The sequence below is a fragment of the Rhodoferax sp. ZS1R25 genome, from assembly GCF_056521335.1.
The window spans coordinates 37,174-51,188 of the sequence record NZ_JBWMAZ010000005.1 but is presented as its reverse complement, the minus strand read 5'-3'; the positions used below and the strand labels follow the sequence as shown (position 1 = coordinate 51,188).

Genomic DNA, 14,015 nt, shown 5'->3' with positions numbered 1-14,015 from the left:
CCCATGGCTCTGAATCCCTTGCTCCCCACATTGCACGACATCGAAGCCGCCGCCCAGGTGGTCTACCGCGAGTTCGGCCCCACGCCGCAGTACCGCTGGGGCCAACTGTCCGCCCTTTTGGGTACCACCTGCTGGGTCAAGCACGAGAACCACACCCCCGTGGGTGCCTTCAAGATCCGCGGCGGCCTGACCTACTTTGACCAACTGGCCCAGCGCGGTGCGCTGCCGGTTGAGGTGATCAGCGCCACGCGCGGCAACCACGGCCAAAGCATTGGCTGGGCCGCACGCGCCCACGGCGTGCCTTGCACCATCGTGGTCCCGCATGGCAACTCGGTGGAGAAGAATGCCGCGATGCGCGCGCTGGGCGTCACGCTCATTGAACACGGCACGGACTTTCAGGAAAGTCGCGAATTCGCCATGGGCCTGGCCAAAGAGCGCGGCGCCCACATGGTCCCCAGCTTCCACCCCGACCTGCTGCGCGGTGTCAGCACCTACTGGTGGGAACTGCTCAAAGCCGCACCCGATATCGACGTCATCTACGTGCCGATCGGTCAAGGCAGCGGCGCCTGCAGCGCCGTCGCTGCCAAACGGGCTTTGGGCCACACCGCCCGCATCGTCGGCGTGGTCAGCGCCCACGCCACCACCTATGCCGACTCCCTGACAGCGGGCAAGGTGGTCGAGGCCCCGGTGACCACCCAGCTGGCCGACGGCATGGCCTGCCGCGTGGCCGACCCCGAGGCACTGCAGATTCTGCTGGGCGAGATCGACCACATCGTGCGAGTGACGGATGACGCGGTCGCCCAGGCCATGCGCGACATCTTTGCCTGCACCCACAACGTGGCCGAAGGCGCTGGCGCCGCCAGCTTTGCGGCAGCCATGCAGGAACGCGACAGCCTGCACGGGCAGACCGTAGGCATTACGCTGTGCGGGGGGAATGTGGACTCGGCGGTGTTTGCCGAAGTGCTACGAAATTAGGAGCTGGTGGCGCTTATTGGGCGGGGGCTAGCACCACCAAAAGCCACAAGCAGAGCACGGCCAGAAAGTTGACCGTGAACACCACGCCCCGCAGCCGCACATTGCGCGTCAGGATCTGCACCGCACTGTGCAAGATGCGGCCCGCGATGAAAATCCACGCCAACACCAGCGCCGCATAGCCCGGCTGCGCCTGCAGCAGAAGCAGACAGGCGACGTGGAAGAAAAGCGGCCACTCAAACTGGTTAGACAGGTTCGCGCTGACGCGCGGCTCCATGTCCGCCCACGGGTTGCTGCCATCCTTGCGGCGGCCGAAGCCCCAAACAGTGGGAGCACGGGCGGCTGTAAGCAGCGCATAGAGGAAGGCCGTGAGGGCCACGTGCGCGGCCATGGGGAAGATCAGGGTATGGAACATAGGGGCGTACTCTGGGCGCTAGAGCCCATGTCTACTTGAGCTCATAGTCCAGCTCGTAGAAGTGCTTGCCATCCACGATCTGAATATCCATCTGACCCGAAATGCCGACCAACTCACCCGTGCCCGAATCGGGAACGATCTGCACTTTTAGTGATCGCTCGCCTGCCGCCATCAGCCCCAGGTGCACCAGCGCAAAGCTGCCGTTGCGGCCATCCAGCGTCCCCACAATGCGCTCCAGCGCCACATAGCCAGCCGAGGTGGGCTGCGGCGTGCGGGCCGCCAGCATATGCACGGTGCTGGTGGCACTCAGCGGGCCGGTGAAGGTTTTGGAGATGCTGGCGCGCGACAGCGTGACGCCCTCCACCGTGTCGTACGGCGGCTCGCCCTGCATGCTGACTTCAAAGGTGCTTTTGACTTTCATGGGCCTAAGCTTAGCCGCATAAAGTTGGAAACCTTGCGGTCAAGCTGGATGGCCAACAAGCAGAACTTCATAGGGAAGACGACTGACACACGATGCAACGAAGCTCTGTACTTCTCTCGGATCGGCGCCATTGCCAACAGCGTAGGTTTCGTTGACACGGGTAAACAAGATCAGGGGGTGATCAGCGTAGTCCGGTAACTCCAGGTTCCCTACAGTGTCCCGGTTGTGCCGCAGTTCAATGTAGAGGCCATCTGCTTTCTGTAAGTTGAACCAAATGTGATCGAGGACTTGCGGCTTGCGGCCCTTCAACAGGCTCTCACTTTTGCTGAGAGACAGCTTGCGCTCAAAAGCGGCGTCAATGTCTTTGACAAGTTTCTTTTCGTCAAGCAGTGGGCAAGCAATTACATACAAAGTGTTTAGATTCATTTTTTCCTCAGCAGAGACTGAAGGCACCCAAGATGTTCACCTTGCATGGTGATCTCAAAGGTGCTTTTGACTTTCATGGGTCTGAGCTTAGCCGTACAAGACTCCTCGTACCAGTCAGCACCACAGCGCTCCTGATTCCATAGCTGCTGTCGCCCCAATTACAGGGGCCCAATGCCAATCGGGCTTAAATTCTGCGTATGGGAAATCTCTATTTGGTACGCCACGGGCAGGCTTCGTTTGGGGCCGCGGACTACGACAACCTCAGCGAGCTTGGCCACCGGCAGAGCGTGCGGCTGGGGGAGTACTTTGCGCACAAGGGGCTGCAGTTTGAGGCGGTCATCGTCGGCACGCTGCGCCGCCACGCGCAGACCTGGGCCGGCATTGCCATGGGCGCAGGGCTGACGCATGAGGCGCTGGAATGGCCGGGTCTGAACGAGTACGACAGCGCGGCGGTGATCCACGCCATCCACCCCGCACCACTGGAAAAACCCGACACGCCCGAGATGTACCGCCACCATTTCCGCCTGCTGCGCGATGGCCTGACGCAATGGATGAATGGCGTGGTCAGCCCGCAGGGCATGCCCAGCTACGACGACTTTGTGCGGGGCGTGACCAGCGCGCTGGACCATGTGCGCCAGCACCACACGGGCAATGTGCTGATCGTGAGCAGCGGTGGGCCCATCTCCACCGCGGTGGGCCATGTGCTGGGCACCACGCCGGAGACGACGATTGAGCTGAACCTGCGCATCCGCAACAGCTCGGTCACCGAACTGGCTTACACGCCCAAGCGCCACATGCTGGTGACCTACAACACCCTGCCCCACCTGGACGACACGCCCTACGCGGACTGGGTGACCTACTCTTAGCCTACTGCTAGCGGGGCCCTGCCTTGCAGTGGCTTGGCACGCCTTGTGCTTGATGCCCTCTGTTGGACCGTCCAGAGGAAAACAATGCACCGATTCGGAACGAAGTGGTTGGCCCCGTTGCTGGGGATATGTGTTTTGGCATGGAGTGCGTCTACCTACGCCCAAGCTGCAGCCCCCGTGGGCGCGGCCTCCGATGCGCCACCGGCTGCTGTGGTGGCTGCCGTTGCGGACGCGCCGGCAGCGCCTGTTGTGGCCGCTGCCCCAGTTGCCCCGCCCCCTGCCCCCCCCAGCAAACCCAGCCTGGTCGCCCAAGACACGATCAACGGCGCCGACACGGCGTGGATGATGACCAGCACGGCGCTGGTGTTGCTGATGACCTTGCCCGGCATTGCGCTGTTCTACGGTGGCATGGTGCGCAAGAAGAGCGTGATCAACGCCATGGCCAGCGTGGTGGCGATCACCGCCATGGTCAGCCTGCTGTGGTTCGCGGTGGGGTACTCGCTGGCCTTTACCCCCGGCAGCAGTTGGTTGGGCGGCACCGACCGCCTGTGGTTCACCGGGCTCAATTACCTCAAGGAAGCCGGCCAGGTGGCCGTGAGCCATGTGGCGCCCAACGTGCCCGAGTCGGTGTACGCCATGTTCCAGCTCACCTTTGCCATCATCACCGCAGCGCTGATCGTGGGCGCGTTTGTGGAGCGCATGCGCTTCTCGGCGATGCTGTGGTTCATTGGCATGTGGTCCATCGTGGTCTACGCGCCCATCGCCCACTGGGTGTGGGAGCCGGGTGGCTGGTTGGTGCAAATGGGCGTGCTGGACTTTGCGGGTGGCTCGGTGGTGCACATCAACGCCGGCATCTCGGGCCTGGTGTGTGCCTACATGTTGGGTGCGCGCAAAGGCTATGGCAAAGAGCCGTTCGAGCCGTTCAATCTGGGCCTGACCATGGCGGGCGCAGGCCTGCTGTGGGTGGGCTGGTTTGGTTTCAACGCCGGCTCGGCCGTGGCGTCGGACGGACGTGCCGGCCTGGCCATGGCGGTCACACACATTGCGGCCTCGGCCGGCGCCATCTCCTGGATGCTGGGCGAGTGGATCACGCGCGGGCGTCCCTCGCTGCTGGGCCTGTGCTCGGGCCTGGTGGCCGGGCTGGTAGCCATCACACCGGCGGCTGGCTTTGTGACCCCGCGCGATGCGGTCATCTTTGGTGCTGTGGCGGGCCTGGCCTGCTACTGGGGCGCCACAGGGCTCAAGCGCATGCTCAATGCCGATGACTCGCTGGATGTGTTTGGCGTACACGGCATTGGCGGCATCGTGGGCTCGCTGATGACGGGCTACTTTGCCAGCAAGACGATTTCAGGCGTGACCGGCAGCGTGGCCACGCAGGCGATCGGTGTGCTGGCGGTGCTGGCGTACAGCGGCCTCATGAGCTGGGCGCTGCTGTGGGTGACCAAAGTAATTGTGGGCCTGCGGGTGGACGATAACTCCGAACTCGTGGGCCTGGATGTCTCCCAGCATCGGGAGCACATGGGAACCTGACGGTGAAACTCAAAGGAGTGTTGCATGTTGAACAGTGAAAAGCTGGCGATTGCCGCCCATTTGCATGTGCTGTTGCGGCGCAAGACCGGGCGCGTGACCGACACCGAATGGATGGCCAGCAACACCGAGTACGCCGCCGAGATCGTGCGCTTTGCACGCGCCAGTGCCGAGGAAGACGGCCACACCGACCTGGCCGACTGGGCCGCCAAGCTGGAGCTGGCCATGGTGCCCGTGCAGTCCCCACGGCCCGCGCGCGACCGGCTGTTTGGGGTGGTTGGCATGGTTGGCGGCAACACCAAGCCCGCACCCCTGCCCGGCGCCTCCGACTCGCTGTTTGGCGCTACCGAGAGCGAAGCACACCGCTACGTCCGCGGCATCCGTTAGCCTTCGTACAGCGCAGCACCAAAGTCCGCGCACAATGCGGCGGATGCATACCTACCGCACCACCGTTTTCCCCGCACTGGCTCTGCTGCTCCTGCTTGGCCTCAGCCAGGCCACCTGGGCCAAGCCAGCCAAACCCTACACGCTGACCAACACCCTGGGCATGACCCTGGTGCGCATTCCGGCGGGCAGTTTTCGCATGGGCAGCAACGAGCCCGTGGCCCGCCTGCAAAAGGCCTATCCGCTGGCGGAGCGCGAGCGGCTGGAAGCGCTGAAGGACGAAGCGCCGGTGCACACCGTGCGCATCAGCCATGCGTTTTATATGGGGCAGACGGAAGTGACCGTGGGGCAGTTCCGGCGCTTTCTGCAGGTGTCGGATTACGTCCCCGAATCAGAGGCAGATGGCACCGGCGGCTATGGCTACAACCCCGACTACGACCCCGCCAAGAGTGTACGCGGTGATGCCTTTGAAGGCCGCGACCCGCGCTACAGCTGGCGCAACCCCGGCTTTGCCCAGGACGACAGCCACCCCGTCGTGAACATCACCTGGAACGATGCGCAGGCCTTGGCGCAGTGGCTGAGCAAAAAAGAGGGCCGCCACTACCGACTGCCCACCGAGGCCGAATGGGAGTACGCGGCGCGCGCCGGCACCCGCACGCGCTACCACAGCGGCGACGATCCGCTGTCCCTACTAAGGGTGGCCAACACCTTTGACGCGAGTGCCAAACCGCTGTGGCCCAAGTTTGCGGCCAATGCGCTGGCGGGCGACGATGGCTTTGCCTTCACCGCGCCGGTGGCCAGCTTCAAGCCCAACGCCTTTGGCCTGTATGACATGCACGGCAACGCCTGGGAATGGACCAACGACTGGTATGGCGAGGACTACTACGCACACTCCCCCACCACCGACCCGCAAGGCCCCAAAGAAGGCAATGTGTATGTGCGCCGCGGTGGCTCCTGGCACACCTGGGCGCTGTATGCGCGCGCCAGCTACCGCAACTGGAATTCACCGCAAACCCGCTACACCCTGGTGGGCATGCGGCTGGTCCTGGACGCGCCGAACTAAGGCTTAGTTGCGCAGCGTGTCCGCTGGCAGCTGGTGGATCTCGGCCAGCGTCTGCGCTAGCGCGCGGCCCGCCGCGTCCAACACGGCGCGGCCTTTCTCGGCGGTAGCGGCAGCCGCATTGCCCACGGCACCGGCAGCGTTGTAATCCTGCATTTGCCAGCCCAGCTTGGCGCTCTTGCCGTTGCCCAGAATCGCAAAGCGCTGGGCGCGGTCTTCGGACGTGGAGGCAAAGTTTTGCGCCTGCGCCATCACCACCTGGTCTGGCGCCAGCGCCAACATCATGGAGGTTTCGATCTCGCCGGCGTGGATGCCAAAGCGGTGCTCGTGCGCGCTGAACAGCGCATTCACATCCTCACCCTTCGGACCCGTGAGCGGCAGGCCAAACCAGTTGACGCTGTAGACCAACATGCCCAGCCGCGCACGCAGGTCGCGGGCCACCACGTCCAGCAGTCCCACTTGGCCGCCATGCGAATTGAGCAGCACCAGCTTCTTCACGCCGGTGGCGGCCACGCTCTCGCCCAGCTCGGTCCACAGGCGGATGACCGTTTCGGCCTTGAGGGTCAGCGTGCCGGGAAAGCGCGCGTGCTCGGGGCTGAAACCCACGGCCTGGGTGGGCAAAAACAGCGCAGGCACATCGGCGGGAATATGGGGCACGGTAGCGGCCACTACGCCGTCCACCAGGGCGGTGTCTACCCGCAGCGGCAGATGCGGACCATGTTGCTCGGTGGCGGCCACGGGCAGCACGGCAATGGTGGCGCCCAACTGGCCATTGTCCTGCAGCTGCGCAAAGTCGCGGGTGCTCCAGTCGGCCCAAAAACGGGAAGGGTTTTGCATGCGCCTATCTTAGGCCAGGCTAGGTGGCCAGCGCCTCGGGCTCCACGCTGTCCATGGCCAGCACCGGCGCGTGGCGCGGCAGCACCAGGCTGAAGGTCGCGCCCTCACCGGGGTTGCTGGCCACATGCACCGTGCCGCCCAGCGAACGGGTCACCAGGTTGTAGACGATGTTCAGCCCCAGGCCACTGCCGCCCTGGCCCAGCTTGGTGGTGAAGAAGGGGTCGAACACGCGCGGCAGGTGGGCCGACGGAATGCCCACCCCGTTGTCGCTGACCTGCAAGCGCACCGCGCCATCGGACGTTAGGCTGGCGGTCACCTGCACCGAGCCCTGGTCGATGCCGTCAAACGCGTGGAGCAACGCGTTGTTGATGAGGTTGGTGATGACCTGGCCCAGTGGGCCGGGGTAGCTGTCCATGACGATGTCGGGCCCAATGTCGCAGAGCACCCGGTGGTTGGACTTGCGGATGGTGGGGCCCAGCGTGAGCAGGATTTCATTCACCGTGGCGTGCAGGTCAAAGGTGCGGCGGTTCAGGCTGGTCTGGTCCACCGCCACCTGCTTGAAGCTGGAGACCAGCTCAGCCGCATGCTGCAGACCGCGCATCAAGATGCCCGCGCCCTGGCGCGTGTTGCTCACAAACTCTTCCAGCCGGCTGCGCGTAAGGCCCTGGGCCATGCTGTTGGAGAAGGAGCTGGCGTGGTCCTGCAACGTGCTGGCCACGGTCAGGCTGTTGCCAATGGGGGTGTTGAGCTCGTGCGCAATGCCCGCCACCAGCGACCCCAGAGCCGACATTTTCTCGGCCCGCACCAGCTCGCCCTGGGCCACGGTCAGCTGCGTCAGCGTGGCCGACAGCTCCTGCGTGCGCTGCTCCACGCGGTGCTCCAGCGTGGCGTTGAGCTGCAGGATGTTTTCTTCGTAGTGGTGCTTGGCCGTGATGTCGTCAAACGCCATGATGAGCACGCGGTCCGTGCCCAGCTGCACCACGCGGCCCGACAGCTCACACAGCATGGGCTCGCGCGACTGGCCGCGCTGCATCCACGACTTGAAGCCTTCCAGCTCGCCCGTGGCTTCCAGGATGCGCAGCGCCTCCTCGCGTGAGGCCGCATCGCGCCAGATGCCGGTGTGGGCGCCGTTGGAGCCCACCACCGCACCGCGGTCCAGGCCGAACACGCGCACCCAGGCGGAGTTCACATCCACCGTCAGCACGTCGGGGTCTACCAGTGAGACCGACATGGCAATGGGCGAGGCGTCAAAAATGGCGGCGAATTTGGTCTGGCTCACGCGCAGCGCTTCTTCGGTGCGCTTGCGTTCGGCCAGCTCGGTCTGCAAAGCTGCGGTCTTTTGCGCGCGCTCGGACATCAGGGCGGCCAGGTCAGTGCGCATGGTGTCCAGCGCATGGGCCAGCTCACCCATCTCGTCCTGCCGCTGCCAGGCCAGAGGTTGGTCCAGCTCGCCACGGGCCAGGCGTGAGGCGTCTTCGCGCAGTTGCAGCAGGGGTTTGAGCACGCGGCGGTTGAACAGCGGCCAGATGAACAGAAACGCCAGCGCCATTTGCACCAGCAGGGCCAGCATGAAGCGCATCAGGTCCTGGCGCATTTCGCGTTCGATGCGCTCGGGGCTCATCTCCACCGTGAGTCGGCCCACACGGGCGCCGTTGTACGAGATGTCACGCTGGTCGGTGAGCGTGGGGACGGTGGGCACGGCCTCGCTGTGCTTGCGCACAAAGACGTCGCGGAATTCGTCGGTCACGGTGACGCTGACCACATCGGGGTTGCGCATCACGGCGTCCACCAGCTCGCTCGCCACGCCGCGGTCCAGGTTCCACACCGCCACGGCCATGCCGCGCGAGAGCACTTCGGCGTACTGGCGCATGGGCGCCTCCACCCGCAGCTTGACCTCGGTCTCCAGTTTGCTGGTGACCTGGAAGTAGGCAAGAAACAGGGCCGGCAGCAAGATCCCCAGCGCGGCTCCGAGCATCAGCGTCTGGCGCAATGACAGACTCGGAAACTTCACCGCAAAGCCGTTTTTTTGAACCAACCTGACGCCCCCTGAATTGGAATATCACACCGCCGTGCACAAAGTATCGTTGGGCAACTTGGGTATGGTCAAGCAAAAGGCATACAGCGGGGCCGCGCCCCCGCAGGCAAAGGCCGCTCTAGAACGAATAGCTCACGCCCACCGCCAGCACGGGCATGAGCTTGAGCTGGTCAATGGCCTCCTGCATCTTGGCGCGCTGGGCCGCCACGTCCGCGGCACTGGGGCCACCCGTGGCGCTCAGGCTGGCCTTGGGATTCTGGAACATCACACCCGCATCCATGTTGAAGCCCCAGCCCTTGGCGGCGCGGGGGCGGATGGAGTAGCCCAGCCCCAGGTACGGCGCCACGTCTTCGCTCATCTTGATCTCGCCATTCACCGTGCCGGTGGTGCCGTTCACGCTGCCGGTGCCGGCCAGGGTGATCTTGTTGTCGTTGAACACCAGACCGCCCGAGAGACGAAAGCCGCCGTCGCCTGGGTACCAGTCACCCACCAGTTGGACCGAGCTCCAGGTCAGGTCGATGGTCAGGTTGGCGGTGTTGCCGAAGTCACTCACATTGCCCGTGTAGCTTTGCTTGGGCAACCAGTTGGCCTGGCCGCGCACCGCCCAGTCGGAGGTGACTGAGGCCGCGTAGCCCAACCCCAACCCGTTGATGCCCAGCTGGGTGTAGACCGTACCGGCGTCGCCGGCCTGGGATGCCAGAGGGGCCGCAGCCAGCACGAGGGCCGCAAAGCGCAATGCACGAATGGATGTCATGACAAAGTCTCCTGTGGGTAGATGGGGAGTCACGCGCACGGCCCAGCCGGGGCCGAGTGGGCTGTTATAACGCCGCATCGCCCCCGGCACAATGGCTCGCCCGGAACTTTAGCCCGCCCCGCCGCTCCCACACAGCCATGACCTCTCGCGCCTCCTTTTCTCTCCGCCACTGGGCGCTCCAATTTGCTTCTGTTTTGATAGCTGCCAGCGCAATGGTGACGGGGGCTAGCGCCCAAATTGTGTTGCAAACCGCGGGCAGCAGCTTGCCCAGCACCGCCAGCAGCGTGGTGCAGACCGAACAGGTGCGCGCCGAGCTGGTGGCGCACGCGCCCGACGGCGTGGGCCCGGGAAAAACCGTGTGGCTGGGCCTGCAGCTGCAGCACCAGCCGCACTGGCACACCTACTGGAAGAACCCCGGCGACTCCGGCCTGCCCACGCAATTGCAGTGGACGCTGCCCGCTGGCGCCACCGCCGGCGACATTGCCTGGCCCACCCCACAAAAAATCACCATTGGTAGCTTGGCCAACCTGGGCTACGAGGGCACCGTTCTGCTGCCCGTGCCACTCACGCTGGGCGCCGATTTTCGCCCCGGCGCGCTGGCGCAGGACCTGGACGTGCGCCTGTCGGCCAGCTGGCTGGTGTGCCGCCAGGAGTGCATTCCGCAGGAAGGCCAGTTTGCGCTGCGCCTGCCGCTGCGCAGCTCCACCGCAGGCCAGGCAGCCGACTTCGCCAAGGCGTGGGCCGCGGCACCCCAAGCCTTTGCCGGCAAGGTGACAGCTCAGGTCAATGGTCAAAACATGGCACTGCAGGTCAGTGACTTACCCGCCGCCTGGCGCGGCAAGGCGGTGCAGGCCTTTCCTGAAACCACCGAACTCCTGAACACCCCGGCTCTCCCCGCGTCCGGCGACGGCGTGATCGGCAAGACGTCCAGCCGCGCGGGCGAGCAAGGCTGGCAAGACGGCGTGTGGACCGCTTCCGTGCCGTTGTCGGCCCAGCGCGCTACCAGCCCCACCACCGTGGCGTGGGTGCTGGTGCGGGGTGACGCGCGGCTGCGCGCCGAGGTGCCCGTCACAGGCTCCTGGCCCAAGACCGACGCCCCGCTGCAGGTGTCGCCCGCGCTGCAAGCCGCGCTGGATGCGAATGCCCAGGTGCCCGCGGCGAACGCCGTGCCCGGCAGCCTGCTGTGGGTGCTGCTGACCGCGCTGCTGGGCGGGCTGATCCTCAACCTCATGCCCTGCGTGTTCCCGGTGCTGGCCATCAAGGTGCTGGGCTTTGCCACGCAGACCGGCCAGTCGCGCGCAGCCCAACGCGCCCAGGGTCTGGCCTACACCGCCGGTGTGGTGCTGTCGTTTCTGGCGCTGGGCGGGCTGCTGCTGGCGCTGCGCGCGGGTGGCGAGCAATTGGGCTGGGGCTTTCAGCTGCAGTCGCCCGGCGTGATCGTGACCCTGGCGCTGCTGTTCACGCTGATTGCGCTCAACCTGGCGGGCTGGCTGAACGTGGGCAGCGTGCTGCCGCAGCGCCTGGCCACACTGCAGCTGCGCCATCCGGTGGCCGAGGCCCTGTTGTCGGGCGTGCTTGCGGTGGCCGTGGCCTCGCCCTGCACTGCGCCCTTCATGGGCGCGTCGCTGGGCTACGCCATCACGCTGCCAGGCACGCAGGCGCTGGCCATTTTTGCGGCACTGGGCCTGGGCCTGGCGCTGCCCTACCTGCTGGCCAGTTGGGTGCCTGCGGTGGGCCGCTGGCTGCCACGGCCCGGCGCGTGGATGGACACGCTGCGCCACTTCATGGCCTTTCCCATGGCGGCCACGGTGGTCTGGCTAGTGTGGGTGCTGGGGCATTTGAGCGGGGTGGACGGCGCGGGCAGCCTGCTGCTGCTGATCCTGGGGCTTTGCATGCTGGTTTGGTCACTGGGCCTGCAAGGGCGCAGCCGCACGCTGCTCGCTACCATTTCCATAGCTGCTTGCGCAATGTTTGCGGGGGCTACTGGCCAATATGCTTTGAAATCTGACGCCAAAGCAGCCACCACGGCCACCACTGGCCAGATCCAACCCGGCTGGCAGGCCTGGGCGCCCGGCAGCGTGCAGGTGGCGCTGGAACAGGGCAAGCCGGTGTTTGTGGACTTCACTGCGGCCTGGTGCATCACGTGCCAGGTGAACAAGAAGACCACGCTGTCCAACGCCGAGGTGCAGGCCGACCTGGCCGCCAAGCAGGTGACCCTGCTGCGCGCCGACTGGACCCGGCGCGACCCCGCCATCACCCAGGCGCTGCAGGCGCTGGGCCGCAGCGGCGTGCCGGTGTACGTGCTGTACGCGCCCGGCAGGGCACCCGTGGTGCTGTCCGAAATCCTGACGCCCGGCGAGCTGCGCAGCGCCATTGCCACCCTCTGAAACATCCCCATGAATGCACCCCTGACCGAAGCCCAGACCATTGCCCAGCTCGTGAGCCAACCCCTGACCGTGGCTGTGGTGGGCCTGTCCCCCAAGACCCACCGCGACAGTTTTGGCGTGGCGCGCTACATGCAGGCGCACGGCTGGCGCATCGTGCCCATCAACCCGAATGCCAGCGAGATCCTGGGCGAGAAGGCCTACCCCACGCTGACCGAGGCTGCCAAACACGCGCACATCGACCTGGTGGACGTGTTTCGCAACAGCGACGATGTGCCGCCCGTGGTCGACGAGGCCATCGCCATGGGCGCGCCCGCCATCTGGCTGCAGCTGGGTATTGCGCATGAGGTGGCCACAGCCAAGGCGCGCGCAGCCGGCCTGCTGGTGGTGCAAAACAAGTGCCTGAAGGTGGAACACGCGCGCCACGCCTGAGCCTGCAGCGGCTTGCGCCAGCGCAAGGCCGGGGTGGCCTTGGCCTGCGACAATCGGTCTATGACCGACACCACCTTCGACACCCTGCACAACCCCACATTCTTGCAAGCCTGCATGCGCCAGGCCACGCCACACACACCCGTGTGGCTGATGCGCCAAGCCGGCCGTTACCTGCCCGAATACGTGGCCACGCGTGCCACCGCTGGCAGCTTCATGGGTCTGGCCACCAACCGCGACTACGCCACCGAAGTCACCCTGCAGCCGCTGGACCGCTACCCGCTGGACGCAGCCATCCTGTTTTCCGACATCCTGACCGTGCCCGACGCCATGGGCCTGGGGCTGTCGTTTGCCCAGGGCGAAGGCCCGCGCTTCGCCTTTCCCGTGCGCGACGAGGCCGCGGTCGCCAAGCTCGAAGTGCCCGACATGGCCAAGCTGCAGTACGTGTTTGACGCAGTCAGCAGCATCCGCAGCGCGCTCACGCAGGACGGCAAGAGCCGCGTGCCGCTGATCGGCTTCAGCGGCAGCCCGTGGACGCTGGCCTGCTACATGGTCGAGGGCAAGGGCTCCGACGACTACCGCCTGGTCAAGACCATGCTGTACAGCCGCCCCGACCTCATGCACAAGATGCTGGCGATCAACGCCGACTCGGTCGCGGCCTACTTGAACGCGCAGATCGACGCGGGCGCCCAAGCGGTGATGATTTTTGACAGCTGGGGCGGCGTGCTGGCCGACGGCGCATTCCAGAGCTTCAGCCTGGCCTACACCGCACGCGTGCTGGCCCAGCTCAAGCGCCACGGCGCGGACGGCAAGCTGGTGCCGCGCCTGGTCTTCACCAAGGGCGGCGGCCTGTGGCTGCAAGACATGAAGGCGCTGGACTGCGACGTGCTGGGCCTGGACTGGACGGTGAACCTGGCCCAGGCGCGCGCGCTGGTGGGGGGTGCCGAATACGCGCCGGGGACCAGCGGCCCCGGCAAAGCCCTGCAGGGCAATATCGACCCCAACGTGCTGTTTGCGCCACCCGCTGCTATTGAATTGGAAGTGGCCAAGGTACTGGACAGCTTTGGCACGCCGTTCCAGGGCGCGGGCACCGGCCCCACCCACATCTTCAACCTGGGCCACGGCATCAGCCAGTACACGCCGCCCGAGCATGTGGCGGCGCTGGTGGAAGCGGTTCACACCCACTCCCGGCGCTTGCGTGCGTAATTTCATTACCACGATTCGTGCACCAAACCAAACTCCAAGAAACTTACTTATGCACAAAAATGGGGGTGCTAGGGTTATCCCTTCCCCCGCATGGGGGACGAGCGCTATCAAAGAAATAGCGCCCGTAAGTGCTTGATTCATAAGGACTTAAAAGTTTGCTTTTTTTCTGGGCAGCGCAAGCAAACCCTTGATTTACAAGGCTTCAGCCCACGCGGGGCAGACATATCAACAAAGTTATCCACAGAAAACGTGAACGGGTTGTAAAGTTCTTTCAAATCAAGTACTTAGCCTTTATTTCG

Annotated in this window: 14 protein-coding genes; 8 read left to right on the top strand and 6 right to left on the bottom strand. The window is 65.2% G+C overall.

Annotated elements, in window-relative coordinates; translation table 11 throughout:
* Nucleotides 1-3: 3 nt before the first annotated feature.
* Nucleotides 4-975, top strand: coding sequence for a threonine dehydratase (locus tag AC097R_RS20550; RefSeq protein ID WP_479600087.1), 972 nt, complete (start codon nt 4-6; stop codon nt 973-975).
* A gap of 13 nt (nt 976-988) precedes the next feature.
* On the opposite strand, the gene AC097R_RS20545 is transcribed toward AC097R_RS20550, so the two are convergent.
* From AC097R_RS20545 to AC097R_RS20535, 3 genes are read right to left on the bottom strand one after another with little or no spacing between them, the layout of a single operon-like run.
* On the bottom strand, nt 989-1,387 hold the full coding sequence (locus AC097R_RS20545) for an MAPEG family protein (RefSeq protein ID WP_479600086.1): 399 nt from the start codon (nt 1,385-1,387) through the stop codon (nt 989-991).
* A 31-nt stretch (nt 1,388-1,418) separates the two neighbouring features.
* Nucleotides 1,419-1,808, bottom strand: a complete 390-nt coding sequence (locus tag AC097R_RS20540; RefSeq protein WP_479600085.1) for a DUF3224 domain-containing protein — start codon at nt 1,806-1,808, stop codon at nt 1,419-1,421.
* A 39-nt stretch (nt 1,809-1,847) separates the two neighbouring features.
* The gene (locus AC097R_RS20535; RefSeq protein ID WP_479600084.1) at nt 1,848-2,234 is read right to left on the bottom strand and encodes a hypothetical protein; all 387 of its coding nucleotides are present in this window, start codon (nt 2,232-2,234) and stop codon (nt 1,848-1,850) included.
* Nucleotides 2,235-2,431: 197 nt separating this feature from the next.
* Here AC097R_RS20535 and AC097R_RS20530 point away from each other — a divergent pair, with 197 nt between their 5' ends.
* From AC097R_RS20530 to AC097R_RS20515, 4 genes are all read left to right on the top strand, one after another.
* Complete coding sequence (locus AC097R_RS20530) at nt 2,432-3,100, top strand: histidine phosphatase family protein (RefSeq protein ID WP_479600083.1); 669 nt, start codon at nt 2,432-2,434, stop codon at nt 3,098-3,100.
* A 342-nt stretch (nt 3,101-3,442) separates the two neighbouring features.
* Complete coding sequence (locus AC097R_RS20525; protein WP_479600129.1) at nt 3,443-4,630, top strand: ammonium transporter; 1,188 nt, start codon at nt 3,443-3,445, stop codon at nt 4,628-4,630.
* Between the two features lie 24 nt (nt 4,631-4,654).
* Nucleotides 4,655-5,014, top strand: coding sequence for a hypothetical protein (locus AC097R_RS20520; protein ID WP_479600082.1), 360 nt, complete (start codon nt 4,655-4,657; stop codon nt 5,012-5,014).
* 43 nt (nt 5,015-5,057) lie between these two features.
* Nucleotides 5,058-6,074, top strand: coding sequence for a formylglycine-generating enzyme family protein (locus AC097R_RS20515; RefSeq protein ID WP_479600081.1), 1,017 nt, complete (start codon nt 5,058-5,060; stop codon nt 6,072-6,074).
* 3 nt (nt 6,075-6,077) lie between these two features.
* On the opposite strand, the gene AC097R_RS20510 is transcribed toward AC097R_RS20515, so the two are convergent.
* From AC097R_RS20510 to AC097R_RS20500, 3 genes are all read right to left on the bottom strand, one after another.
* A complete protein-coding gene (locus tag AC097R_RS20510) occupies nt 6,078-6,908 on the bottom strand; it encodes a creatininase family protein (protein WP_479600080.1) in 831 nt (276 codons plus the stop codon).
* A gap of 19 nt (nt 6,909-6,927) precedes the next feature.
* Complete coding sequence (locus AC097R_RS20505; RefSeq protein WP_479600079.1) at nt 6,928-8,943, bottom strand: sensor histidine kinase; 2,016 nt, start codon at nt 8,941-8,943, stop codon at nt 6,928-6,930.
* A gap of 118 nt (nt 8,944-9,061) precedes the next feature.
* Complete coding sequence (locus tag AC097R_RS20500; RefSeq protein WP_479600078.1) at nt 9,062-9,697, bottom strand: hypothetical protein; 636 nt, start codon at nt 9,695-9,697, stop codon at nt 9,062-9,064.
* Between the two features lie 137 nt (nt 9,698-9,834).
* Here AC097R_RS20500 and AC097R_RS20495 point away from each other — a divergent pair, with 137 nt between their 5' ends.
* The 3 genes from AC097R_RS20495 to hemE are packed head-to-tail and all read left to right on the top strand — an operon-like array spanning nt 9,835 to nt 13,716.
* Nucleotides 9,835-12,084, top strand: a complete 2,250-nt coding sequence (locus AC097R_RS20495) for a protein-disulfide reductase DsbD family protein (protein ID WP_479600077.1) — start codon at nt 9,835-9,837, stop codon at nt 12,082-12,084.
* 9 nt (nt 12,085-12,093) lie between these two features.
* Complete coding sequence (locus AC097R_RS20490) at nt 12,094-12,513, top strand: CoA-binding protein (RefSeq protein WP_479600076.1); 420 nt, start codon at nt 12,094-12,096, stop codon at nt 12,511-12,513.
* A 60-nt stretch (nt 12,514-12,573) separates the two neighbouring features.
* The gene (gene hemE, locus AC097R_RS20485) at nt 12,574-13,716 is read left to right on the top strand and encodes a uroporphyrinogen decarboxylase (RefSeq protein ID WP_479600075.1); all 1,143 of its coding nucleotides are present in this window, start codon (nt 12,574-12,576) and stop codon (nt 13,714-13,716) included.
* The last annotated feature ends 299 nt before the right edge of the window (nt 13,717-14,015 follow it).